Annotated in this window: 20 protein-coding genes and 1 tRNA gene; 6 read left to right on the plus strand and 15 right to left on the minus strand. The window is 73.1% G+C overall.

Going from position 1 to position 22726, the window contains the following annotated elements; genetic code table 11:
- Positions 1-96: 96 nt before the first annotated feature.
- From ABT170_RS07035 to ABT170_RS07060, 6 genes are all read right to left on the minus strand, one after another.
- Positions 97-855: an IclR family transcriptional regulator gene (locus ABT170_RS07035; protein WP_329944319.1), complete on the minus strand. Its 759-nt coding sequence runs from the start codon at positions 853-855 to the stop codon at positions 97-99.
- Positions 856-1022: 167 nt separating this feature from the next.
- Positions 1023-1910: an ectoine/hydroxyectoine ABC transporter ATP-binding protein EhuA gene (gene ehuA / locus ABT170_RS07040; protein WP_329944320.1), complete on the minus strand. Its 888-nt coding sequence runs from the start codon at positions 1908-1910 to the stop codon at positions 1023-1025.
- Positions 1900-2544: an ectoine/hydroxyectoine ABC transporter permease subunit EhuD gene (gene ehuD, locus ABT170_RS07045; protein ID WP_351864733.1), complete on the minus strand. Its 645-nt coding sequence runs from the start codon at positions 2542-2544 to the stop codon at positions 1900-1902. The genes ehuA and ehuD overlap by 11 nt, the downstream gene beginning before the upstream one ends.
- Entirely contained in the window at positions 2541-3272 is a 732-nt protein-coding gene (ehuC, locus tag ABT170_RS07050) for an ectoine/hydroxyectoine ABC transporter permease subunit EhuC (RefSeq protein WP_329944322.1), read from the minus strand. The genes ehuD and ehuC overlap by 4 nt, the downstream gene beginning before the upstream one ends.
- Before the next feature lie 18 nt (positions 3273-3290).
- Positions 3291-4193, minus strand: coding sequence for an ectoine/hydroxyectoine ABC transporter substrate-binding protein EhuB (gene ehuB / locus ABT170_RS07055; RefSeq protein WP_351864736.1), 903 nt, complete (start codon positions 4191-4193; stop codon positions 3291-3293).
- A 184-nt stretch (positions 4194-4377) separates the two neighbouring features.
- Positions 4378-5478: a D-2-hydroxyacid dehydrogenase gene (locus ABT170_RS07060; protein ID WP_351864739.1), complete on the minus strand. Its 1101-nt coding sequence runs from the start codon at positions 5476-5478 to the stop codon at positions 4378-4380.
- Positions 5479-5698: 220 nt separating this feature from the next.
- Between ABT170_RS07060 and ABT170_RS07065 the strand changes: the two genes are divergently transcribed.
- Positions 5699-6463 (plus strand): maleate cis-trans isomerase family protein, encoded by a 765-nt coding sequence (locus ABT170_RS07065; protein WP_351864741.1) that lies wholly within the window; start codon positions 5699-5701, stop codon positions 6461-6463.
- An 83-nt stretch (positions 6464-6546) separates the two neighbouring features.
- A complete protein-coding gene (locus ABT170_RS07070; RefSeq protein ID WP_329944326.1) occupies positions 6547-7641 on the plus strand; it encodes an LLM class flavin-dependent oxidoreductase in 1095 nt (364 codons plus the stop codon).
- Between the two features lie 77 nt (positions 7642-7718).
- On the opposite strand, the gene ABT170_RS07075 is transcribed toward ABT170_RS07070, so the two are convergent.
- A complete protein-coding gene (locus tag ABT170_RS07075) occupies positions 7719-9623 on the minus strand; it encodes a putative bifunctional diguanylate cyclase/phosphodiesterase (RefSeq protein ID WP_351864744.1) in 1905 nt (634 codons plus the stop codon).
- A gap of 410 nt (positions 9624-10033) precedes the next feature.
- Between ABT170_RS07075 and ABT170_RS07080 the strand changes: the two genes are divergently transcribed.
- A complete protein-coding gene (locus ABT170_RS07080; RefSeq protein ID WP_351864747.1) occupies positions 10034-11275 on the plus strand; it encodes a M6 family metalloprotease domain-containing protein in 1242 nt (413 codons plus the stop codon).
- Between the two features lie 43 nt (positions 11276-11318).
- Here the strand turns inward: ABT170_RS07080 and ABT170_RS07085 are convergent.
- The 7 genes from ABT170_RS07085 to ABT170_RS07115 all read right to left on the minus strand — a co-directional run bounded on the left by ABT170_RS07085 (position 11319) and on the right by ABT170_RS07115 (position 18112).
- A tRNA-Lys gene (locus tag ABT170_RS07085) sits at positions 11319-11392 on the minus strand.
- Positions 11383-12102: a bifunctional DNA primase/polymerase gene (locus ABT170_RS07090; RefSeq protein ID WP_351864750.1), complete on the minus strand. Its 720-nt coding sequence runs from the start codon at positions 12100-12102 to the stop codon at positions 11383-11385. The genes ABT170_RS07085 and ABT170_RS07090 overlap by 10 nt, the downstream gene beginning before the upstream one ends.
- A gap of 367 nt (positions 12103-12469) precedes the next feature.
- A complete protein-coding gene (locus ABT170_RS07095; protein WP_329944330.1) occupies positions 12470-12811 on the minus strand; it encodes a DUF8844 domain-containing protein in 342 nt (113 codons plus the stop codon).
- A 142-nt stretch (positions 12812-12953) separates the two neighbouring features.
- Positions 12954-14288, minus strand: a complete 1335-nt coding sequence (locus ABT170_RS07100; RefSeq protein WP_329944331.1) for an AAA domain-containing protein — start codon at positions 14286-14288, stop codon at positions 12954-12956.
- Positions 14285-16003, minus strand: a complete 1719-nt coding sequence (locus ABT170_RS07105) for a hypothetical protein (protein WP_351864754.1) — start codon at positions 16001-16003, stop codon at positions 14285-14287. Before ABT170_RS07105 ends, ABT170_RS07100 begins: the two co-directional genes overlap by 4 nt.
- Positions 15994-17019, minus strand: coding sequence for a hypothetical protein (locus ABT170_RS07110; protein WP_443034323.1), 1026 nt, complete (start codon positions 17017-17019; stop codon positions 15994-15996). Before ABT170_RS07110 ends, ABT170_RS07105 begins: the two co-directional genes overlap by 10 nt.
- Before the next feature lie 106 nt (positions 17020-17125).
- On the minus strand, positions 17126-18112 hold the full coding sequence (locus ABT170_RS07115; RefSeq protein ID WP_329944415.1) for a phosphatase PAP2 family protein: 987 nt from the start codon (positions 18110-18112) through the stop codon (positions 17126-17128).
- Between the two features lie 328 nt (positions 18113-18440).
- Between ABT170_RS07115 and ABT170_RS07120 the strand changes: the two genes are divergently transcribed.
- Positions 18441-19037: a histidine phosphatase family protein gene (locus ABT170_RS07120; RefSeq protein WP_351864758.1), complete on the plus strand. Its 597-nt coding sequence runs from the start codon at positions 18441-18443 to the stop codon at positions 19035-19037.
- A gap of 383 nt (positions 19038-19420) precedes the next feature.
- Here ABT170_RS07120 and ABT170_RS07125 read toward each other — a convergent pair whose 3' ends face one another.
- Positions 19421-20878 (minus strand): NsdA family TPR-like regulatory protein, encoded by a 1458-nt coding sequence (locus tag ABT170_RS07125; RefSeq protein WP_329944334.1) that lies wholly within the window; start codon positions 20876-20878, stop codon positions 19421-19423.
- Between the two features lie 241 nt (positions 20879-21119).
- On the opposite strand from ABT170_RS07125, the gene ABT170_RS07130 reads away from it, so the two are divergent.
- Both ABT170_RS07130 and ABT170_RS07135 read left to right on the plus strand, forming a co-directional pair.
- Complete coding sequence (locus tag ABT170_RS07130) at positions 21120-21665, plus strand: hypothetical protein (RefSeq protein WP_329944335.1); 546 nt, start codon at positions 21120-21122, stop codon at positions 21663-21665.
- 137 nt (positions 21666-21802) lie between these two features.
- A complete protein-coding gene (locus tag ABT170_RS07135; protein ID WP_351864762.1) occupies positions 21803-22720 on the plus strand; it encodes a spermidine synthase in 918 nt (305 codons plus the stop codon).
- Positions 22721-22726: the final 6 nt, after the last annotated feature.

The raw sequence follows: 22726 nt of genomic DNA on the forward strand, positions 1-22726 counted from the left end.
GTCTCCGGGGGTGCTGATGACACCCGCCCGCAGCCGCCGGCCGGGCCCTGCCCGCGGCCACCGCCCGGCCCGCCCGCAGCCGCCGCCCGGCCCGGGTTACAGCGCCATCGACAGCAGCACCGGAGCGGCCCGCCGGTTCAGCGTCTCCGCCGCGGACCGCAGTCGGTGCACATCCTCCACCGGGAGGGACAGCGCCAGACAGCCCGCCGAGGAACCGGCCGTCAGCGGCACCGCCGCACAGACCGTGCCCACCGCGTACTCCTGGAGGTCCAGCACCGGGACCGTCGCCGGCTGGGCGTCCAGCTTGGAGAAGAGGATCTTCTCGTTGGTGATCGTCCGCGAGGTGAGCCGGGCCGTCCTGTGCCGGGAGATGTGGTCGCGGCGGCCGTTCTGGTCGAGCTGGGCCAGCAGGCACTTGCCGACCGCGCTGGCGTGCGCCGAGGAGCGGAAGTCCACCCATTCGTTGACGGCGGGCGTCAGGGGGCCGTCGGCCACCTGCGTGACCCGGATCTCCCCGTCGACGTATCTGCTCAGATAGACCGCCGCGCCGACCGAGTCGCGCAGCTGCGTCAGGCTCTGCTGGAGCCTGGCTTCCAGTGCCTCGCGGCGGGCCGCCCCGGAGCCGAGCAGCAGCAGCGCGGCGCCGACGACATAGGCGCCGTCGGTGATCTGCTCGACATACCCCTCGCGGCGCAGCGTCAGGAGCAGCGAGGCGAGGTGGCCGGGCGGCAGCCCTGTCTCGCGGGAGATCTGGGCATCGGTCACACCGTCGCCGTGTTTGGAGACCGTTTCGAGCACGCGAAGGGCGTGCACCACCGCGTGGAACGGCGCGGTCGGCTCGGGCTTCAGCACCACGGTTTCCCCCTACCAGGTTGTGACCGCAAGCATTTGCCCCACGATAGCGGCCGGGGCGAGCCCGCCGGGCGGCTGTCGAAGAGTTCGCGGACGCGCCCCGGCACCGTCAGCTGGGGCGCATCCGTGCGGCATATGCCCCGGTCATGGGCGTGGCCTCAAGCGCGAGGTCACAGCACCGCGTTGAGGAACTCGCGCGTACGTTCGTGCTCCGGATCGGTAAAGATTTTTTCCGGCGTGCCGGCCTCCACCACCCGGCCCGCGTCGAACATCAGCACCTTCTCCGAGACATCACGGGCGAAGTTCATCTCGTGGGTCACACAGAGCATCGTGATGTCGGTGTTCCTGGCGATGTCGCCCAGCAGGTCCAGCACCCCCGCCACCAGTTCCGGGTCGAGCGCCGAGGTCACCTCGTCGAGCAGCAGGATCTCCGGCTCCATCGCCAGCGCCCGCGCGATGGCCACCCGCTGCTGCTGGCCGCCGGAGAGCTGGGAGGGGTGCGCGTCGACCTTGCCGGAGAGCCCGACCAGGTCGAGCAGCTCACGGGCGCGGGCCTCCGCCTCGTCGCGGTCCTTGCCGAGCACGCTGATGGGCGCCTCGGTGATGTTCTGGAGCACCTTCATGTTCGGGAAGAGGTTGAACTGCTGGAAGACCATCCCGATCTTCTTCCGGGACTCGCGCAGCTGCTTCTCACCGGCCGGCTTCAGCGATCCGTCCGGGGCGCGGACGTGCGACAGCGGGGAGCCGTTCACCCAGATCACCCCGTCGCTGACCTTCTCCAGCGTCATCAGCAGCCGCAGGATCGTCGTCTTGCCGGAGCCGCTGGGACCGATCAACGTGACGTGCTCGCCGCGCCGCACGGTGAAGTCCAGGTGGTCCAGGACCACATGGTCGCCGTACCGCTTCACGACACCGTCGAAGCGGACCAGCGGATGGGTGGCGTCCGGGACCACCGGGGCCGCGTCGCCGGGCACGGTGGCCGCGTTGTCCGCGACCGTGACCGCGTTGTCGGGGGCCGTGGCCGCGGTCTTCTGCAGGGGGAGGGGTTCAGTGGCCAAGGCGCTTCTCCAGCTTTCTCATCAACAGCGACGTGGGGTAGCTCGCGACCAGGAAGATCAGGCCGGCGAGCGTGAACGCCTCGGTGTAGTACCCGAAGTTCTCGGCCCCGTACTGCCGGGCCTCGAAGACCATCTCGTGCACGGTGATCACGGCGAGGAACGGGGTCTCCTTGAACATCGAGATCGCGTAGTTCCCGAGGGCGGGCAGCACATTGCGCACCGCCTGCGGCAGGATCACGGCCTGCCAGGTCCGGCGGGGCGGCAGCGACAGCGCGCGGCAGGCCTCCCACTGGCCCTTCGGTACGCCGTCGATCCCGGCCCGGTACACCTCGGAGGTGTACGCGGCGTAGTGGACGCCCAGCACCACGATGCCGATGGTCAGCGGTTCCACCGAGGTGAACAGGGCCGCCGCGCCCACCAGCTGGACGAGCAGCGGGGTGGAGCGGACGAACTCCATGGCGACCCGCACCGGGACCGTCACGAGCCTGCTCGGCGCCCGTCCGGCCACCGCGACGGCCAGCCCCAGGACCGCCGCGACGAGGGTGCCCAGCACGGTCGCGAGCAGGGTGACCTCGAACCCTTCGAGGAGCAGGGGCAGGACCTCCCCGGCGGCATTCCAGTCGAAGCCGTTCACCGGATACCTCCGACGGTGGTGGTGGCCGCGCTGCGGCTCCTGAACAGGCTGCCCGCGCCGGTGGCCAGGCCGAGCCGCCGCTTGGCGGTCCGCTCCAGCAGGTTCATCAGCAGCGTCAGGGCGTAGGCCAGTACGAAGTAGACGGCCAGCAGCGTCAGATACGCGGTGAGGGTCTCACCGGTGCGGTCGCGCAGCTGCTGGATGACGGTCATCAGGTCGGCCGCGGAGATCAGCCACAGCAGGGGGGTGCACTTCAGCAGCTGGATCAGCAGATTGGTGAAGGACGGGATCATCTGCACCCAGGCCTGCGGCAGGATCACCTTCCGCATCCGCCGGGCGGGGCTGAGGTTGAGCGCGAGCGCCGCCTCGTACTGCCCGCGCGGTACGGAGTTGACGGCGCCGCGCACGATCTCGGCGCCGTACGCCCCGTAGTTGAGGCCGAAGGCGACGACCCCGCAGAGCAGCGGCGTCAGTTCGTAGCCGGTCAGCGGCGGCATCGCGTAGTAGAGCCAGAACAGCTGGATGTAGAGCGAGGTGCCGCGGAAGAACTCCACGACGACCCGGGAGGCCCCGCGTACCAGGAGGAGCCGGCTGCCCGCCATCAGGCCCAGCAGGAACGACAGGGCGAGCGCCAGCAGGGCGCCCAGGACGGTGGCCTGGAGGGTCACCCACAGACCGGCGCGGACCTGGGGGAACTCATCGACGAGAGTGGAGAAGAAGTCACTCATGCGTATGGGACCGCCCCGTCAGCCCTTGCACAGATCGGCGGTCTTCAGCGTGGCCGGCGGGATCTCGGCCGCCCCGAACCCGTACTCCGTCAGCAGGCTCACATAGCGGGACCGGTCCGAGACGATCTTCTTCAGCTCGCGGTTGAAGGCGTCCCGCAGGTCCTCGTTGCCCTGCCGGAACACCGCGCCGCCCGGCGAGAACTGCTGCTTGCCGTTCAGCTCCGGGACGAAGGCCTCGGTGACCTCGGTGGTGGGGTTGGTCTTCGCCAGCCGGCGCAGGGAGATGCCGGTCAGCAGGAAGGCGTCGATCCGGCCGCCCTTGACCGCGTCCGCGCCGTCCTGCGGCTTCTGGAACGTCTTGATCCTGCCCTCGGGGATGCCCGCTCCCTTGGCGTACGAGCCCTCGACCGCGCCCGACATCACTCCGACGGTGATTCCGGCGGCCTTCACCGAGGCCAGGTCGGTGATCTTCTTCGGGTTGCCCTTCCTGATCATCAGCGCGGTCGGCGAGATGAACTCCGGTTCGGAGAAGATGGCGTTGGCGCACCGCTCGGGGGTGATCGCCATGCCCGCGCTGACCACGTCGTACTTCCCGGCCTGGAGTCCGGGTATCAGGCCGTCCCACTCGGAGAGGGTGGGCTTCAGCTCGTCGACGCCGAGCGCCTTGAAGATCTCCCGGTGCAGGGTGGGCGCCTCGCCCTTGAGCTCCTTGCCCTCCAGATAGCCGTACGGGGCCTCGTTGGCGTACGCGACCCGTACGAAGCCCTGCTTGCGGAGCTTGTCGAGTGCGCCTTCGCCGCTCGCGGCACCGGCGTCGGTCTTGCTGCACGCGGCGAGCAGACCGGGAACGACGAGCGCTCCGCCCACGGCCGCCGTTCTGTTGAGGAAACCGCGACGGGAAAGATTCGGGAAGTCGGCCATGGTTCGCAATCTCCTGGAGGGGTCGAACAGTCCGGACAGGGTGAACGCCTGCCCGATCCCGTACGTCTATGCAGGAAGCGGCGGCATGTAACCGAAAAGTGGCCGGAGGGTGACCTTCCCGTGCCTCAATGCGGGCGGAGTGCTACGGGAGGTGTGCGGTGCGTATCCCCCTGGAGGAGGGGGGTCATGACTGCCCGTCATTCCGCGAGGCGGACGAATCCTGGGGCGGATCGGTCGGCGGGTCGGTGGCCGGATCGGTCGGCGGGTCCGGGGGCGGCTCCGTGGAAAGGCCGGTGGAAAGGCCGGTGGAGGGGTCCGCCGTCGGGCCGGTCGGCAGGTCCGTGGAGGGGACGTAACCGAGCCGCTTGTCCACCACGTTCGGCAACGGCTCCCCGGCCGCCCATAGTTCGTACATCCGCACGAACTGCTCACCCAGCCGGTCCTGCCAGCCCGCCGTGTCCCCGCTCAGATGCGGTGACAGGAGCAGCCCCGGCACGTCCCACAGCCCACTGTCCGGCCCCGGCTCCTCGTCCTGGAACACATTCAGCGCCGCTCCCGCGATCCACCGTCTGCGCAACGCGTCCACCAGTTCGCTCTCCACGACCATCGGGCCGCGCCCCACGTTGATGAAGTGCGCCGAGGGCTGCATCAGCCCGAAGAAGCGCGCGTCGAACATTCCGCGCGTCGCCCCGGTCAGGGGCGCCGCGCAGATCACCCAGTCGGCACGGGCGGCCAGCCGGTCCAGATCCCCGACGCCGTGGATGGTGCGCCGCGCGGTACGGGCCACCAGCGCGACCTGGACGCCGAGACCGTGCAGCAGCCTGGTGATCTCCCGCCCGATCGGCCCGGCGCCGACGACCACCGCCCGCGACCCGGCGGCCTGCCGCCCCTCCCGCCGGTGCCGCAGCCGCCGGCGCTGGTGCTCCAGCGTGCCGGGGAGGTCCTTGGCGAAGGCGAGCACCAGGGCCGCCGCGTACTCGGCCACCGGCCGCTCGAAGACGCCCCGCGCGTTGGTGACCACAGTGCCGGAGGCGGTCAGTTCCGGGCAGAGCAGCCGGTCCACGCCCGCGCTCGCCGTATGCACCCACCCCGGCCGCGGCCCCGCGCCGGGCCAGGCCGCACGGACCGCGTCGGAGGCGGCGTCCCAGACCAGCAGGACGTCCGCGAGGGGAAGCCGTTCGGTCAGGTTCTCCTCGTTCGCGTACCGCACCACGACCCGGCCGGTCAGCCTGCCCAGGCGCGGCGACGGATCGGAGTCGAGGACGAGAAGGACGGGTCCTGGCATCGGTGAGTCACCACTTCGCAACGTCGGGGACGCACGGATCGACCACGCTCGCCACCCAACCTACCGCCGTCCGCGGCGCCCGGCAGGCGCCGAGAGGGATGCGCCCGCTGGGGGAATACTGGGAAGGGGCCGGGGCAGCAGTGGGACACGCCGCTCGGGCGACCGCTCGCCCCGCCTCCGGCGCCGGACACGCAGGACCGGACGAAAAGGAAGGGTGGACATGACGACCGTTGGACTTCTCTACCCGGGCCACTCCGCCGAGGACGACTTCCCGCGGATCGAGATCATGCTCGACAGCGACATCAGACTCCCGCTGTTCCACACCGAGACCGGCGAGGACGCCCGGCGCGTCGACGAGCTGCGCGCGATGGGCGCCCCCGACCTGCTCGCCGCCGGGGTGGAGGAGCTGCGGCTGGCGGGCGCCGAAGCGCTCGTCTGGACCTGTACCGGCGGAAGCTTCGTGTACGGCTGGGACGGCGCCCATGAACAGATCGCCACCCTCGCCCGTGCCGCGGGCATGCCGGCGTCCAGCACCTCCTTCGCCTTCGTCCACGCGGTACGGGAGCTGGGCGCCCGGCGGGTCGCGGTGGCCGCGACCTACCCGGAGGAGATCGCCGGGCTCTTCGCCGGTTTCCTGAAGGCCGGGGACATCGAGGTGGTCGCCACCCGGGGCAGCGGCATCATCACGGCGCGGGAGGCCGGCACCTGGGATGTGGAGCTGCTGAGGGAACTGGCCGTCGGCGGGGACCACCCCGACGCGGAGGCGGTGCTGCTCCCGGACACGGCCCTGCACACCGCCGCGTACATCCCCGAACTGGAGGAACTTCTCGGCAAGCCGGTCCTCACGGCGAACCAGGTGACGGTCTGGGAGGGGCTGCGGCTGGCGGACCGCCGGGCCTGGTCACCGAAGCTCGGCACGCTCTTCGCCACCCGCGTGCCGCCGCCGGGGACCTGGGACACCAGGGGGATCGAGGTCAGGGAGTAGCGGGCACGCCCCGGGAATAAACGGAGTCATCCTCCTGTTTGTTTCTTCCGATACGCGACAGCACCACCGGGAGAGGCCGACACGTGGACGAGATCCGAGGCGACGAGATTCGCGGCACCGCAGGCGGAACGGCTTCCGTGCCCCTGTCCGTGCTCGACCTGGTGACCGTGGGGCAGGGCCGCACCGCGACCCAGGCACTGCGCACCAGCGTGGACATCGCCCAGCTGACCGAACGCCGCGGCTTCCACCGCTTCTGGGTCGCCGAGCACCACTCCATGCCCGGGGTCGCCTCGTCCTCCCCGGCCGTGATCCTGGCGCACCTCGCCGCCCGCACCGAGCGCATCCGGCTCGGCTCCGGCGGAGTGATGCTGCCCAACCACGCCCCGCTGGTCATCGCCGAGCAGTTCGGCACGCTGGAGGCCATGGCTCCCGGCCGCATCGACCTGGGCCTGGGCCGCGCCCCCGGCACGGACGGCGCGACCGCCGCCGCGCTGCGCCGCACCGACCGGCCGGGCGAGGGTGCCGACGACTTCCCGCAGCAGCTCGCCGAGCTGATCCGGTTCCTGGACGACGACTTCCCCGACGGCCACCCCTACGCCCGGATCCACGCCGTACCCGGCCCGGTCCAGGCGACCGCGCCCGGCGGGGTGCAGTCCCCGGCCCGGCCGCCCGTCTGGCTGCTGGGCTCCTCCGGCTTCAGCGCCCGGCTGGCCGGTGTCCTCGGCCTGCCGTTCGCCTTCGCCCACCACTTCTCGGCCCAGAACACCGTTCCGGCCCTGGACCTCTACCGGGAGTCCTTCAAGCCCTCCGCCGTGCTCGACGCCCCGTACGCCCTGATCGGTGTCTCGGCCCTGGCCGCCGACGAGGAGCGCGAGGCCCGCCGCCAGGTGCTCACCGGCGCCCTGTCGATGGTCCGCCTGCGCACCGGCCGCCCGGGGCTGGTCCCGAGCCCCGAGGAGGCGGAGGCGTACGCCTTCAGCCCCATGGAGCGGGAGTTCGTCGACAGCTGGCTCGCCAATGTCATCCACGGCACCGCGGACGAGGTCCGCGCGGGCCTCGACGCCCTGGCCGAGCGCACCGGCGCCGACGAGCTGATGATCACCGCCAACGCCCATGGCGGCGAGGCGCGGCTGCGCAGCTACGACCTGATCGCGGACGCGTACGGACTGCCTTCCTGACCCGGCCGCCCGAGTGGGCCCCGGTGAGCGCCCGTCCGGCCTTCCCGGGGCTCACGGGGCTCACGGGGCTCACGGGCTCACGGCACGGGCCGCGTGCGGATCAGCCCGGCGATCAGCTCCGGCGACACCGCCCGTGAGTACAGCCACCCCTGCCCCGTGTCGCAGCCGATCCTCCGCAGCCGTTCCGCCTGTCCCGCCGTCTCCACGCACTCCGCGGTGACCGTCAGCCCCAGCCGGTGCGCCAGCTGCACCATCGCCTCGACGATCGTCTCGTCGGCGGGGCTGGGGTGGGAGCCGTCGTCGTAACGGAAGCCCCGGACGAAGGAGCCGTCCAGCTTCAGTACGGAGACGGGCAGCCGGCTCAGATAGGCCAGGTTCGAGTAGCCGGTGCCGAAGTCGTCGATGGCGATCCGTACGCCCATGTCGCTCAGCTCCTGGAGCGCCCGCAGCGGTTGGCCGGCCGAACCCATCACCGCGGACTCGGTCAGCTCCAGCTGCAGCAGCCCCGGCTCCAGCCCGGTCTCGGCCAGGATCTCCGCCACGTCGGCGACCAGGTCGGAGTCCCAGACCTGCCGCACGGCGACATTGACGCTGATGAACAGCGGCGGCTGGTCCGGGTGGTCCAGCTGCCAGCGCCGCGCCTGCCGGCACGCGGTGCGCAGCACCCACCGGCCCAGCTGGACGATCGAGCCGTCCTCCTCGGCGATGGCGATGAACCGGTTCGGCGCCAGTACCCCGAACTGCGGGTGATGCCACCGCACCAGGGCCTCCACCCCGTGCACGACGCCGTCGGTCATGCCGACCAGCGGCTGGTACTCCAGCGTGAACTCACCGCGCTCCACGGCGGGCCGGAGCGTCGAGGCGAGCGCCTGGCGGGTCATGCGGTGGGCGTTGCGTTCGGGGTCGAAGAGGGTCCAGCGCGCCTTGCCGTCCGCCTTCGCCCAGTACAGCGTGGTGTCGGCGGCCTGCATCAGACCGGTGGGCGAGGTGCCCGCCACGGCACGTTCCACCACCCCGATCGACGCGGAGACCGAGAGCCGCTGCCCGGCCAGGTCGAAGGGCCGCTGGATCGCGGTGAGGAGCGTACGGGCCAGCTCGGTGAGCTGCTCCGTGCCCGCGGAGTCCTCGACCAGGATCGCGAACTCGTCGCCGCCCAGGCGAGCCACCAGGTGGCTGCCGCCGCGGTGCGGGGACCCGCTTCCGGCACAGTCGGTCAGCCGCCCGGCGACGGCCGCCAGCAGCCGGTCGCCTATGCGGTGCCCCAGGGTGTCGTTGACCGCCTTGAACCCGTCCAGGTCCAGATAGCAGAGTCCGATACGGCCGTGCCGGGGCACCATCGTGTCGTCCTGGTACGGCGGGGTCTCCAGCGCCGTGGACAGCCGCTCGAAGAACAGCGTCCGGTTCGGCAGCCGGGTCACCGGGTCGTGCATCTGGAGGTGGCGCAGTCGCATCTGGAGCTCGTGCCGGTCGCTGATGTCCGCGACCGAGAGCAGCACCCGGCCGGGCGCGGAACCGCCGCCCGCGGTGTCCGGGGCGGGACAGGCGTCGGTGGTGTCCGGGGCGGGGCAGGCGTCGGTGGGGCCGGTCATCGGTACGACGGTGATCTCGGCCCACAGGGAGTGCCCGTCGGGATGCTTGAGCCGGCGGGTGCAGTGGAACCGGGAGCGCCGTCCGTGCAGCACCTCGCGGTACGCGTGCCAGGCGCGGCCGTCCGACGCGAAGTCGACCAGGTCGGACGCGGGCTGTGCGGCGAGGGCCGCGGGGTCGGTGCCCAGCAGCCCGCCGAGCGAGTCGTTGGCGCGGACGATCAGGCCCTGCGCGTCGACGACGGCCATGGGGAGGGTGGTGACCCGGAAGGCGGCTCGGTAGTCGCGCAGCTCGGAGGCCGTGGGTCCCGTCGCGTGACGTTCCGTGACCGGAGAGGGGGCGGAGCCGGAGCTTCCGCCTGCCGGGGGCCTCGGCCCTTCGGAGGTACCGCTCACCGCTCGCTCCCGCTGTGAAGATTGTCGTGAACAGGTGGGGTCGGACAGGCCGCCGGGTGGAGCGCCTGGGTGGGGGCGGGAACCACGCGGGAAAGCGTGGTGAAGCATAGAGGGTGGCGTGGCGGCCGTTCCAGCCCGGCCAGCGTGGCGAACCCGGTGGATGTACCGCACTGCGCCGTCCGGCGTCGCCCCGGTTTGCCCGCTGCTGATTGTTTCTGTGCGGGTCTGTCGATTCACGGGGGGCTGCGAGGAGCGGTCGTGACTTTCCGTGAAGGTCGGCGGAGGGTTTGGCGGCGGGATCGCCGGAGGGGGTGTCCTCTGACCCGTGTGGGGCAGCTCAACAGGGCGTATCGTCCCGAACCGTCACAGGGTGGTTGAGGTGTTCCGCTTTTCACCACCCGGAGGTAGATGTGCCGCGTCAGCACGGAGCCGGGGGAGTGGAAAGGCCGAGTCTGCGCGGTGTGGCGGCTGCTCTGACCTCCCTCGCGGCGCTCGCCGCCATGTCCCTCGTCGCGGGCCCCGCCGTGGCCGCCACGGGTGACGCGGGCCCGTGCGCCCTGCCCCGTACCGCCGCGCACCACTCGCTGGGGCTGGACAACTGGAACGGCTCCTACCCCCGACCCGACCGCACGCTCGACGCGGTCATGGTCTTCCTCTCGTTCCCGGGTTCCGAGCCGGCCCTCGCCCCGGACGTGCTGAGCGCCGACTACTTCCCCGCGACCACCCGCTTCTTCCAGCGCGCCAGCTACGGAAAGTTCACCCTGCGCCCGCACCCCCGGCAGCGCTGGACACGGATGCCGCACCCGGCCGGCTGGTACGGCATAGAGCGCGACTGGGACTCGGGGCGGCGCACCGCCTATCTGCGCGACGCGATCGAAGCGGCCGACGGCGAGGTCGACTTCTCCCTGTACGACATCGTCTATCTCGTCGCCGACCCGGACGCCCCCGGTGTCGACTCCGACGCCACCAAGGTCGTCAACTTCGATCGTCCGCTGCGCGCCGACGGCACGGACATCAGGCGCGTCGTCACCGTCTTCGAGCAGCATCCGCCGGACCGCAACGTTCTCGCGCACGAGACCGGGCATGTCTTCGACCTGGCCGACCTCTACCACCGGCCCACGGACGGCAAGGGCGACTGGGACACGTACGTCGGTGACTGGGATGTCATGGGCAGCCAGTTCGGACTGGCACCGGACCTGTTCGGCTGGCACAAGTGGAAGCTCGGCTGGCTCGACGGCCGCCAGGTGGTCTGCGTCCAGGGCGAGGCCGATCTCACCCTGGAGCCCGTCTCCACCGCCCCCGTCCCTGGCGGGTCCATCGGGACCCGGCTCGCCGTCGTCAGGACGGGCGAGGACAGCGCTCTGGCCATCGAGGCCCGCAGCGCCACCGGCAACGACCGGACGACCTGCTCGGAGGGCGTCCTGATCTACCGGATCCGCAACGGCACGCCGTCCGGCGGCGGTCCCGTCGAGGTGATCGACACCCACCCGGACACCCAGTCCTGCTGGGACCGGTCGGTCTACCCGCCGCTCGCCGACGCCCCGCTCGGGGTCGGCGAGACCTTCACCGTGCCCGGCGAGCGGACCAGGGTCGAGGTCGCCGACCGTACCCCGTCGGGTTCCTGGACGGTCCGGGTCACCACCGGCACCTGACACGAAGAAGCCCCCCGCTCGCGCGAGGGGCTTCTTCTGTCTGTGCGCCGTCAGGGACTCGAACCCCGGACCCGCTGATTAAGAGTCAGCTGCTCTAACCAACTGAGCTAACGGCGCCTGCTGACGTCGTAGACATTAGCATCCGGATCGGCCGGAGGAAAAATCGGATTACCGGTGGCCGCGAGCGGTGCCGACCTCCCCACCCGTACGCATGCCCAGAGCATGACGTCGGGCCCGGGGAGCCACGGGTTACGGGTGTCCGGGGCGACCACCCAGCGGGGTCCGGAACTATGGGGAGCGCAGGTCAGGGGCGGGACCGTCACCGCGTCGCCGGTGCCGTGGCAGAGCAGCGGAGGCACGGCCCGCTCCGTCGCGTGCTCCTGTCCCGGGCGCCCCTCCGGGTGCCGTTCCGGGCCCTCGGAGGCGGCGCCGCCCCACCCCTCCCAGGCCAGCAGCGAGGGCAGCCGCTGGGCGGTGCCGGGGGCCGCGAACAGCAGCATCCGGCCGCGGTGCGTGGCGACCGGGCCCGAGCCCGGACCCTCGGCCCAGAGCCGCTCCAGCATCCGGCGGCCGAAGAGGGCCGGCACATTCACCACGTCGAACGCGGAGCCGCACGGCAGCACGCCCGGCGCACCGGGACGAGCCTCCCACTGCGACAGCGTGCTGCGCGGATAGGACGTGGCCCCGGCCAGCCACGCGGCACCGGCCGCGGTGATCTGAGCGGTCTGATGGGCGGCGTGGTCCCGCAGCAGGGCGAAGATGTCGACGCCGTGGTGCGCGGCGGCACCGGCCTGCCGGGTCGTTTCGTCTTGCAGCCATGCGCTCATGGAGACAGGTCTACCGGGAGTGACCGGATCGATTCCGAGAGTTGCGAAAACCGGGACAGGGCGGAAGGCGAAGGGGTATCTTGCCCGACGGCATATGCCAGAGGTCATACCTGGAGTGACCGAGGAAGGCCTGGGCCCGGGGCTCACGGGCGGTATCGCCGCCGGACGCGCGGGCGGTCGGGCGGTCGGGCCCGGGGACGCGCGGGCGGTCGGGCCCCGGGGTCCGTGCGTGGCCGGGCCCGGAACCGGCGGCGTGGCCGGGACCGCGGGGCGCCGAGGAGGGGCCGGGGTGGTCGGGGCCCCGGTCGCCGAGCAGGGGCCGGCGGGCGGTCGGGACCCGTGTCGCCGAGGAGGGGCCGGCGGGCGGTCAGGGTCGGGGGTTGTTGAGCAGGGACCGGCCGAACTCGATCATCTTCTTGGCGTAGTCCTCGGTCCACTGCGCGCGTTCCGCGACATCCGCCGTCGTCAGCCGGTCGAACCGGCGCGGGTCCGCCAGCTGCGCCGCCGCTATCGCCTGGAACTCGACCGCCCGGTCGGTCGCCGCCCGGAACGCGTGCGTCAGCTCCGTCGCGCGGGCCAGCAGGTCCTTCGGGTCCTCCATCGACTCCAGGTCGAAGAAGTGCTCGGGATCGGCGACCGCCTCCGACGGCTCGAAGAGCAGCGGTGCGGGACGCAGCCTCCGGGGCTCGTTCCGCTCGGGCTGTGCCATGTGGTGTTCCTCCTTCGGGCGGCCGGACGGCCACCCTCCATTGTCCAACCCCGCGCAAGGGTGCTTCCCGCTCCGCGCTCCGGGGCGGGAAGGACGGACCTCCTTCAGGGCCGCCACCGACCGCCGGTGTCGTCGGCGGATCTCAGGGCCGCCACCGGACCCGGTGCTCCGCCAGATGCGCCAGCACCGCGTGATTCGCCTCCCAGCCGTCCGGGAACTTCACCGTGACCCCCAGCTGCACCGGCTCCGTCGAGGGGTGCTCGTCCAGCAGGTCCGCCACGCCCTCGCGGCACACCACGACACAGGCGTGCCGGTGGCGCGAGGCCAGGACGCAGAGGCGGCCCGTCTCCAGATGGAAGGCGGTCGCGTCCGGGCGACCCGACAGCGGATGCAGGACCACGGTCACATCGAACTCGCGGCCCTGGAGCCGGTTCGCCGTGTCCACCGCAACGCCCGTGACACCCAGCTCCGCGAGCGCCGCCCGGACCGCCGCCGCCTGATCGCGGTGCGCCGTGCCGACCGCTACCCGGTCGGCCGTCACCGGCACGGGGTCCGCGGACCGCTCGCTCGTCGCGACGCCGCCCCGGTCCAGCATCCGGCGCACCACCATGGCCACCGCCCGTACCGCCTCCGGGTCGGTGCGCGGGGTGTGCCGGGCCGGAAGCTCCAGCAGTGCCCAGCCCGACTCCGCCGCCTCGTCCAGAACCCGGTCCGGACCCGATCCGTCCGACGCGACACCGAAGGAGAGCCGCCGGTCCCCGTGGCCCGTACCGCTGCGGAACGGGGTGTACGGGTAGAACGCTTCGGAGACCAGCGGCGCGGCCGACGCCGGGAGCCGCCACGACACCGGCAGCCGGTGCTGCGGCAGCTGCGGATTGTGCGCCAGCAGTGTGGAGACCGCGCTCGCCGACGGGTCGTAGCTCAGCCCCGCCCACTGGTCAGCGCCGACGATCGAGAACGGGTCCAGCTGGCCGGGGTCGCCGACGAACAGCGCCCGCTCGAAGAGCCCGGCGACGGCCAGCAGCGCGTCCGAACGCATCTGGTACGCCTCGTCGACGATCGCGTGGCCCCACGGCTCCACGTTCTTCACATGCGCCCACTTGGCGGCCGTCGAGATGACGATGTCGAGCCCGGCCAGATCCGCCGCCTTCGCCGACTTCCGGACGTTGGCCAGGCCGTCGAGCACCTTGTCGTACGGATCGGAGTCGCTGCTGTGCAAGCGGCCCACCGGCAGCTCCGGGTCCTTCTCCGCGAGGCGCACCACCAGGTCGTCGACCTGCGCGTTGGTCTGCGCGATCACCATCAACGGGTGTCCCGCGGCGGCCAGTTCGAGCGCGGCGCGGACCACGAGGGTCGACTTCCCGGCGCCCGGCGGTGAGTCCACGACGATCCCGCGCGAGGTTCCGCGCAGGGTGTCGCCGAGGATCGCGTCGGTCGCCCGTGCCGCCTCGGCACCCGGGTCGAACACGGCCTTCACAGCAGGTCCTCCGAGGTCACGGGGTCGGGATTCTCCGGGTGTCCGGCCGGCGCGCCCGGTGGGCCGCCGTGGGTCCACGGCGTCTCCTCCGGGTCCGGCAGCGCGGGGCCGCCGCGCTGATCGTGCTCGAACAGGGTCCAGGCGATCCGGTCGCCGGGTTCCGGCACCGAACCGGGGGCCGGTTCCCTGCCCCGCCCCATCCGGTCCAGGACGCGCAGCACCAGCAGGATCTCGCCCGTCCCGTCCGCCGCCCCGTCCGCTCCGACGCCCGCGCCGCTGTCCGTGGCGCCGCTGTCCGTGGTGCCGGTGCCGGTGCCGGTGCCGGTGCCGGCCGTGCCGTCCGCCGCCGTGTCCCCGGCGGCGTACCACGCGAACTCCGCGGTCTGCGGCTTCCCGTCCAACGAGCGGTAGACCTTGGTGCGCTCGCCCAGATGCGGGCGCTCGGTCGTACGGACCGTGACCAGGGGGCGCGGCGAGGGGCGCTTCGACTCGGTGTACGTCATCTCCACCTCCGTCACCTCCGCGAGGAACGCCTCACCGGAGAGCCGCCGTCCGGCGAGCACCAGCGGATCGTCCAGCGCCTCCTGCGCGTCCAGCTGCGCCTGGGCCGTCTCCCGCGAGGCCAGCTTCCGCGCCGCCGTCACCGCGTCGTCCCGGCGCGGCTGCGGCGGCTCACCGGAGCGCACCCGGTCCCGGTGGCCGGTGAACGACCAGCGGTCCCGGGTCCACCGCTCCTGCGCCCTGGCCCCCTCCGGCAGCCCGCGCAGCAGATCGAGCCCTCGCCACACGGCGTCCCAGGTGGGCAGCAGCACCCCGGCCAGCAGGGAACGGATCTCCCGCTCGGCGTCGCTCAGACCGGCCAGCCGGGCATCCGCCGCGAGCCCGTCCTCGGCCGCCGCCAGCGAGGTGCGCGCCCGGTCGTACCGCTCGATCGCGGGAGCCAGCAGCCGGTTGTCGAACGCCGGGTCGGTGGCCGGCCCGGCGGGCGGGCAGAGCAACTGGCCGCCCGGGTCCCGCGCCAGCTCCGCACGGAGCGCCGCCTCCGCGCCCGACCCGCCCGCGGGCGGGTCGATCCAGGCGAGCAGCGCGCCCAGGTGCTGGTCCTCCAGACTGCTCTGCCCGGTCGCCCAGTGCCGGTTCAGCAGATCCGTGGTGGCGAGCAGCAGCGAGGAGCCCGGCACCCGGGCCCGCTCCCCGTAGTGCGTCAGCCAGCGGCCGAGCAGGGGCACCCGTGCGGGCGCCGGGTAGGGGGTGTCGGGGTCGTCCTCGGCGGTCCGCCGGAACCGCATCGAACGCCCCAGCAGCCGGACGAACTCGATGCCCGCCCGGCTCGGAACGATCAACTGGGCCGCGTCCGCGCACAGTTCGACCTCGACCTTGACCTTCTTGCCGGTCCCGGGATCGGCCTCGCTGCGCTCGGCGGGCTCGACGACGTCCTCGTACCCCTCGATGTGCGGCAGGACGGCCTCCGCCAGCTCCGCGAGGAACGCGAACCGCAGATCGCGGTCGCGCGGCTGGGCCACCGCGAGCAGCCGGGGCGCCTCGCGGTCCGTCCCGACGAGAGCCCCGAGCGGGGCGCCCGCCTCACCGGCCGTGGTCAGCGGCACCAGCACCAGCGGCGCTGCGGTGAGATGGCGGTGGCGGACGGTGGCCATCGGCTGCGCGAGGCCGCTCTCCACGGCCTCCAGCCGGGCCAGCGTATTGATCAGCGACATGCGGCCGTGCCCTCCAGCGCCTCGGCGTACGGAGCGGTGCTCCCCGGTGTTCCGGTCCGTGCCGCCGCCGTCTCCAGGGCTTCCGCGCGCAGCGCCGCCGCCCTGCGCAGCGCGGCGACCGTCGGATCGGCCGGGTCGCCCTTCCTGCCCGCCGCGGCGGCCAGTACCTCGGCCACCGTCGTCAGCCCGCCGAGCTCGCCCCGCACGCCGCGGCCCAGCGACTCCACCGCGCCCTCGGCCCGGGACCTGGACCGGCAGTGGAAGGCCAGCTCGCACGCCGCCAGGCACTCCGGGGCGTACGCGGCGCCGACCGATTCGACCGCCGCCTCCAGCTCCCGCGGTGAGCACTCCGGGTCGAACGTCGTCCCCTCGGGCAGGGCCGCCGCGATGTCCTCGATACGGGTCAGCCGGGTCAGCTGGCGGCGGGTGACGGCGCGCTGCTTGCGTACGTCCACGACCGAGGCGGTCGGCAGGTTGGAGAAGTCCTTCGGGCAGACCAGCAGCACCCGGTGCCCGACCTCGGCGCCCTCGGTCACCGCCGCGACCCGCTCCAGCGCCAGCACATAGACGGCGGACTGGCGGGCCGCCGCGCCGACCTTCGCCGCGTCGGCGGAGCTGTCGATCATGGGGAAGGACTTGATCTCGACGACCGTCCACCGGCCGTCGGGGTGCACCACCACCGCGTCCGGCTCCAGATATGCGGGAGATCCCGCCACCTCCAGGGCCAGCATCGGGTGGTCCAGCAGCGTCCAGGCGTCCGCCGCCGTCGCCTCCCGCAGGGCGAGCGCGGTGCGTGCGGCCCGGCCCTCGGGCCCGGCCGCCGTCAGATCGGGCACCCGCACCTCGCTCGGCGCCCCGCCGCCGCCCCCGAGCCGCTCGTGCAGCAGGCGCAGCAGCTCCGTACCGCCGTCGGCCTTGACCTTCGCCTCGAACGCGTTGCCCCGCATGAAGGCGAACTGGGACTGGCCGAACGGGGCGGGGGAGCCGAGCGCGGCGGCGAGCACGGCCTTGTCCACCCCGGCGCCGTCGAGCAGGGCCCGGCGTCTGCAGCCGGGGTTCGCGGCGAGAGCGGCCAGCGCGCGGGCGTCGAGCGGGTGCGGTGCGACGGACGGGCCGCGCAGTTCAGCGAGCCGCTGCCGGAGCGTCGTCGCTCGCGGCTGTGCCGCTTCGTGCCGTGTCGCCTCGCTCCGTGCCGTCGAGCTCGGTGTCGCTTCGTGCCGCGTCGGTGGAATCTGCGGAGGTGGTCCGCTGGCCGGGGATTCGCTCACCCGCGGAAGTCTTGCATCCGGCACTGACAATCGGGGACCTCGTCGCGGAGACAGCCGCGGCGACGGGGGCCGACGACGCCCTGAACCGGTCCTTGATCCGGTCGGCCAGCCGCATCACCGGCCTGGTCAGGAGTGCTCCGACGCCCATCACGGCCGCACCCGCGACGGCGTCGAGGAAGTAGTGGTTGGCCGTGCCCATCACCACCAGAGTGGTGAACAGCGGATAGGCGATGCCCGCTGCCCGAACGAGGGGATGGCGGCCGTGGCGCCACAGCAGGATGCCGCACCACACGGACCACCCCACGTGCAGACTCGGCATCGCCGCGTACTGGTTGGTCATTCCGCTGAGCCCGCGCGGCGCGCTGGCCCCGGTGCCCCACCAGCCGTACGCGCTGTACTGCGCCATCGTGTCGACGAAACCGTGCCCGGCGTCCAGCAGCCGGGGCGGACACGTCGGCATCAGCGTGAAACCGATCATGCCGAGCAGGGTCGAGGTCATCAGCCAGGTCCTGGCCGCCCGGTACGCGGCCGACCGGCGCCGGAACATCCATATGAGGATGGCCGGGGTGACGAGGTAGTGCAGGGAGGCGTACGCGAAGTCGGCGGGTATCCCGAGCGAAGGGGTGTCGGTCAGCAGCCGGTTGAGCGGATGCTCGGCGTTGATATGGAGTGCCTTCTCCAGACGGAGGATGGCCAGACCGTGGTCGACCGCCGTCGACACATCGCCGCGGACCACGAGCCGGCCCGCCGAATAGAGTCCGTAGACCACGGCGATCAGTGGCAGTTCCGTCCACCAGCGGGGCCGGTGGCCGGGCACGTTCGCGGCGGTGGCGTGCGGCATCCGGTAGCTCTCCCCATGTTCATACGGCTGACGGCGGGCGTTCAACCGTACGGCGGTCACGAGCCGCCACTCCCCCCGGGGGTCCTTTTCGGACGCCCCGCGCATATGCCGTTCCGGTCGCGGACCGAGGGCGGAACGGCGCTGCGGAGAGAGGGACGCGGATACGGCCCCGGAGGTTGCCCGATGGGCACGTGAGCGATGATGGAGCGGGACGAACAGGCCCCGCCCGCCGACCGGGCCCGGAACCTCGTGGCCGTCCCCCCTTCGCCGTCCCGGCCACCGCAGTCCGGGACCTGTTCACCGTTTCACCGTTTCAGGGAGAGCCGTCATGGCACCGCGAATCCTGCTCGCCCGGCATGGCCAGACCCAGTGGTCCGTCCAGGGCAATCACACCGGCAGGACCGACATTCCGCTCCTCGACACCGGCCGCGCGGGCGCCAAGCTGCTCGGGGAACGGCTGCACCGGGCGCCGTGGGCGGGACTGCCCGGGGCCGAGGTGCGGACCAGCCCGCTCGTCCGGGCCGCCGAGACGTGCGACATCGCCGGGTTCGGCGAGCGGGCCGAGCCGTGGGACGCGCTCATGGAATGGGACTACGGGGCGTACGAAGGGCTGACCCCGGCGCAGATCCGGGCGGAGCGTCCGGACTGGCTGATCTGGCGCGACGGTGTCCCGGGGGGCGAGACGACCGCGGACGTCTCCGCCCGCGCCGACGAGATCGTGGACTGGGCGCGCTCGGCGGACCGGGACGTCCTGGTCTTCGCCCACGGGCACATCCTGCGGGCCCTGGGGGCGCGCTGGCTGGGCGAGGACCTGTCCTTCGGCGCCCGGATCAGGCTGGATCCGACGTCGCTGTCGGTGCTCGGCTGGGCGTACGGGATGCCCGCGATGGAACGCTGGAACGACACGGGCCACCTGGAGCGGTAGCGGGGCCCGCGCCCCGGGGAGCTTCGGCCGGCCGCTGGGCCAGGTCGGCCGCTGGGCCCGGCCGGTCACGGTCCTGCGGCCGGTCACCGGGCCCGGACGCTCGTCGGACCCCGGCCGGCCACGGGCCTGCGGCCGGCCACCGGGCCCGGACGCCCATCGGACCCCGGCCGGCCACGGGCCCCCGGGTGTCCATCGGACCCCGACCGGTCATGGCCGTCCGGCCGTCTCCGGACCGCGGCCGTCATCGGGGTGCCGCCGTCTCCGGACTGCGGCCGTCACCGGGGTGCCGCTGTCACCGGACTGCCGCCATCTCCGGACCGCGGCTGTCTCCGGACTGCCGTCGTCTCAGCCCGCAGCCGTGTCAGCCCGCCGCCGCCCCCGGCTCAGCCGCGTGTGCCCCGGTCCGCGTGGCGGGTCAGGAACGCCGCCACCCCGGCCGCCCCGCCCCGGGGCTCCAGCACCCGTGCCGCCCCCGCCAGCATTCCCCGGATCCGGGAGGACTGGACCCGGTCGAGCAGGTCCAGGACCTGGTGCCCCGTCGCCGCCGCCTCGTCGGCCAGGCCCCCCCGCGCCAGGTCGCCCGTCAGCTGAGCCCGGTACAGCGCCAGGTTCCGGGTGAAGTGGGCGTCCTGGAGCGCCACCGCGCGCCGTCCGTGCCGGGCGGCCCGGGACCAGTCGCCCAGCGCCGACCAGCACTGCGCCTCCAGCAGCTCCAGCTCCGCGTCCCGGAAGAAGGTCATCCACTCCGGATCGGCGGCGGCCGGTCCGCGCTCGAAGGCCGCGCGGGCCCGGCCGATCGCCCGGTCGCACCCCGTACGGTCCCCGAGCCCCGCCCGGCCCCCCGCCTCCCGCAGCGCGAGCAGTGCCAGCAGCCGGGGCGAGCCGAGCGCGCGGGCGGCCCGCTGCCCCGCCTCCGCGGCGCGGACCGCCTCCCTCGGCCGGCCCGTGTCCCGCGCCAGGAACGACGCGTTGCAGAACGCGTGCGCCTCCAGCGCGGAGTCGCCGGCCAGCCGGGCCGTGGCGAGCGCCTCCGCGTAGTGCGAGCGGGCGTCCTCGAAGCGGCCCGAGTCATGGGCGAGCCAGCCCACGGAGATGGCCAGCTCACCCGCGCCCGCGTGCAGCCGGTCCGCGGTGGCCCGCCGGGCGGTGCTCCCGGCGTCCAGCAGCGCGTAGGCGGCCCGCAGCGGCTGGGCCGCCCGCCGGTAGAGCCCGTCGCCGCCGTGCCGGTCGTCCAGCAGCCGGATCTGCCGCACCGCCTTCTCCACGGCGCTCACCTCGGCCTCGCCGACCCGTCGCTGTGCGGGCAGGGAGATCGGGGCGGCGACCGCGTGGGCGCGGCCGAGTCCCAGGGACGCGGTGGCCACCGTGGTGGTGCCGCTCGTCATGAACACGCGACGCAGCACGTCGCTCTCCTCGTCGATGTCGCTGTGGAGCGTGGGGGTCGGGGAATGGGCCGGGGGCAGGGACAGGGACAGTGCCGGGGGCAGGGGCGCGGTCGGCCGGGGCACGGTCGGCCCCGGTGCCCGGCCGGCCGGGACCGCCGGGCACTCCGCCGTCCCCGCCGTCTCCCGCGCCCCCCTCCCGCGCACGCTCTCGCGGGCCGAGAATCCCAGGTCGGCCAGGGACGCCCCCGGGAACATGTGCAGGAAGACCCGCTCGTACGCGTAGTTGGGACAGCGGATCTCGCCGGACTCCACGCGGCCGATGTACCGGGCGTCGCACGCGACCTGTTCGCCGATCTCGCGGGCGGCCCTGCGCACGGCCGCCGCGAACTCTCCCGCCGAACGCGGGCCGCGCAGTTGCCGGAAGACAAGGTTGGGAACTGCCCGTGTCGACACCATGACGGGGCCCTTTCTGGTGCGGCCGGACTCCTGATTCCGGTGTCCCGGCGGGGCAAGAACGTACCCGCTGTGACAAGGCGCACACGCTGCGTTTCACGGCAAAAGGGATAACTCACCTCTGATCCGCCATGAACTGCCACCCTTTGCGGCGGCGTGGCGCCGTAGCCCTTGACGGGGTCGGCGCGTTGGTACATGTGGAGACGGAGTGTGGCTCCGTCGGGCGATGAGAGGAGGGGTTCCCTTGCTGCATCCCGGCTCGGAGACCGGCTCACGGACGACCGCGACGACCCCGACAGACACGACCACGACCCCGGCAGACCCTACGGCGACCTCACCCGGCACGGGGGTCCCGGCCGGCACGACGGTCCCGGCGGACACGACGACGACCGGCAGGGCGCCCGATCCGGTGCCCCCGGCCGCCGGAGCCGCCGAAGAGCCCTGCGACCTCGTCACCGTCCCCGCCCGCCACGGCCTGGAGGCCGTCGACATCCTGCGCCGCGGCGCCGACCAGGAGGCGGTCGGCCCGGTGCTGCACGACGGAGCCTGCGACACTCTGGGGTTCCTGGTGCCTCCGGGTACCGCCGAGGCCTGGGACGTACCCGGCAGTGCCTGTACGTCCTCGAACGGCCGCGGGCTGCGCATCCCCGTCCCCGCCGAGCCGTCCGTCTCCGGCACCGGCTGGCTGCTGCCGCCCGCCGAGGACGCCCCCGTCACCGATCCGTCCGCGCTCCGGGCCGCGCTCGACGAGGCGGCCCGGGTGATCGAAGCGGCCGACAAGTGCAGCTGAGACCGGCTGGTAAGGAGGGAGGGGGGCGACACCACCCCCCTGTGCCGGCCGGTCTCGGCCCATAATGGGAGGACGGGAGGAGTTCCTCCCGCCGCGGGCGGTACGCCGCGGCATCCCATGAGCGAGGATCAGCGAACGTGGCACGTCGAGGAGGGCCGGCCGGGGGCTCGGGCGCACGGAAGGACTCCGGGCGCAAGCAGGAGCGCCGGGCCGGCAGGGGAGAGCGGGCCGGGGCGGTCGAGACGGTCGACGGCGGACGCGCCGAGCTGATACCCGACCGGGAACGCCCGCACGGCTGGACCCTGCTGCTGGACGGCGCCCCGCAGTCGCACGTGGACCTCGACGACCCCACGTACCTCTCCTTCGAGTACCAGCGCAGGATCGGTCACATCATCGACCTGGCCGCCCCTCCGCAGCAGCCGCTGCACGTCGTCCACCTGGGCGGCGGTGCCTTCACCCTCGCCCGCTACGTCGCCGCGACCCGCCCCCGCTCCACCCAGCAGATCGTCGAGCTGGACGCCGCCCTCGTCCAACTGGTGCGCCGGGAACTCCCGCTGGACCCGCAGGCCCGGATCCGGGTCCGTTCCACGGACGCCCGCGCCGGACTCGGAAAGATCCAGGACGGCTGGGCCGACCTCGTCATCGCCGATGTGTTCAGCGGGGCCCGTACCCCCGCCCATCTCACCTCCGCCGAATTCCTCGCCGAGGTACGCCGGGTCCTGAAGCCCGGTGGGCAGTACGCCGCCAACCTCGCCGACGGTCCGCCACTGACCCATCTGCGCGGCCAGGTCGCCACCGCCGCCGCGGCCTTCCCCGAACTGGCGCTCGCCGCCGACCCGACCGTGTGGCGCGGACGCCGCTTCGGCAACGCCGTGCTGCTCGCCTCCGACCTGCCGCTCGCCGTCGCCGAACTGACCCGCCGGGTCGCGAGCGATCCGCACCCCGGCCGCGTCGAACACGGCCGGGTGCTCGCCGACTTCACCGGAGGCGCGGCGGTCGTCACGGACGAGGGAGCCAAACCCTCCCCGGCCCCGCCGCCCTCGGTCTTCACGTAGACACGG

Source organism: Streptomyces sp. NPDC001787 (assembly GCF_040297465.1).
In the GTDB taxonomy this organism is placed as follows: domain Bacteria; phylum Actinomycetota; class Actinomycetes; order Streptomycetales; family Streptomycetaceae; genus Streptomyces.

Bases quoted from the DNA above. Each gene is read 5' to 3' on its own strand.
- ehuB (WP_351864736.1), bottom strand. From the start codon at position 4,193: ATGGCCGACTTCCCGAATCTTTCCCGTCGCGGTTTCCTCAACAGAACG.
- ABT170_RS07065 (WP_351864741.1), top strand. From the start codon at position 5,699: ATGACGACCGTTGGACTTCTCTACCCGGGCCACTCCGCCGAGGACGAC.
- ABT170_RS07060 (WP_351864739.1), bottom strand. From the start codon at position 5,478: ATGCCAGGACCCGTCCTTCTCGTCCTCGACTCCGATCCGTCGCCGCGC.
- ABT170_RS07125 (WP_329944334.1), bottom strand. From the start codon at position 20,878: ATGGTGTCGACACGGGCAGTTCCCAACCTTGTCTTCCGGCAACTGCGC.
- ABT170_RS07105 (WP_351864754.1), bottom strand. From the start codon at position 16,003: ATGTCGCTGATCAATACGCTGGCCCGGCTGGAGGCCGTGGAGAGCGGC.
- ABT170_RS07090 (WP_351864750.1), bottom strand. From the start codon at position 12,102: ATGAGCGCATGGCTGCAAGACGAAACGACCCGGCAGGCCGGTGCCGCC.
- ABT170_RS07115 (WP_329944415.1), bottom strand. From the start codon at position 18,112: ATGCCGCACGCCACCGCCGCGAACGTGCCCGGCCACCGGCCCCGCTGG.
- ABT170_RS07095 (WP_329944330.1), bottom strand. From the start codon at position 12,811: ATGGCACAGCCCGAGCGGAACGAGCCCCGGAGGCTGCGTCCCGCACCG.
- ABT170_RS07120 (WP_351864758.1), top strand. From the start codon at position 18,441: ATGGCACCGCGAATCCTGCTCGCCCGGCATGGCCAGACCCAGTGGTCC.
- ehuC (WP_329944322.1), bottom strand. From the start codon at position 3,272: ATGAGTGACTTCTTCTCCACTCTCGTCGATGAGTTCCCCCAGGTCCGC.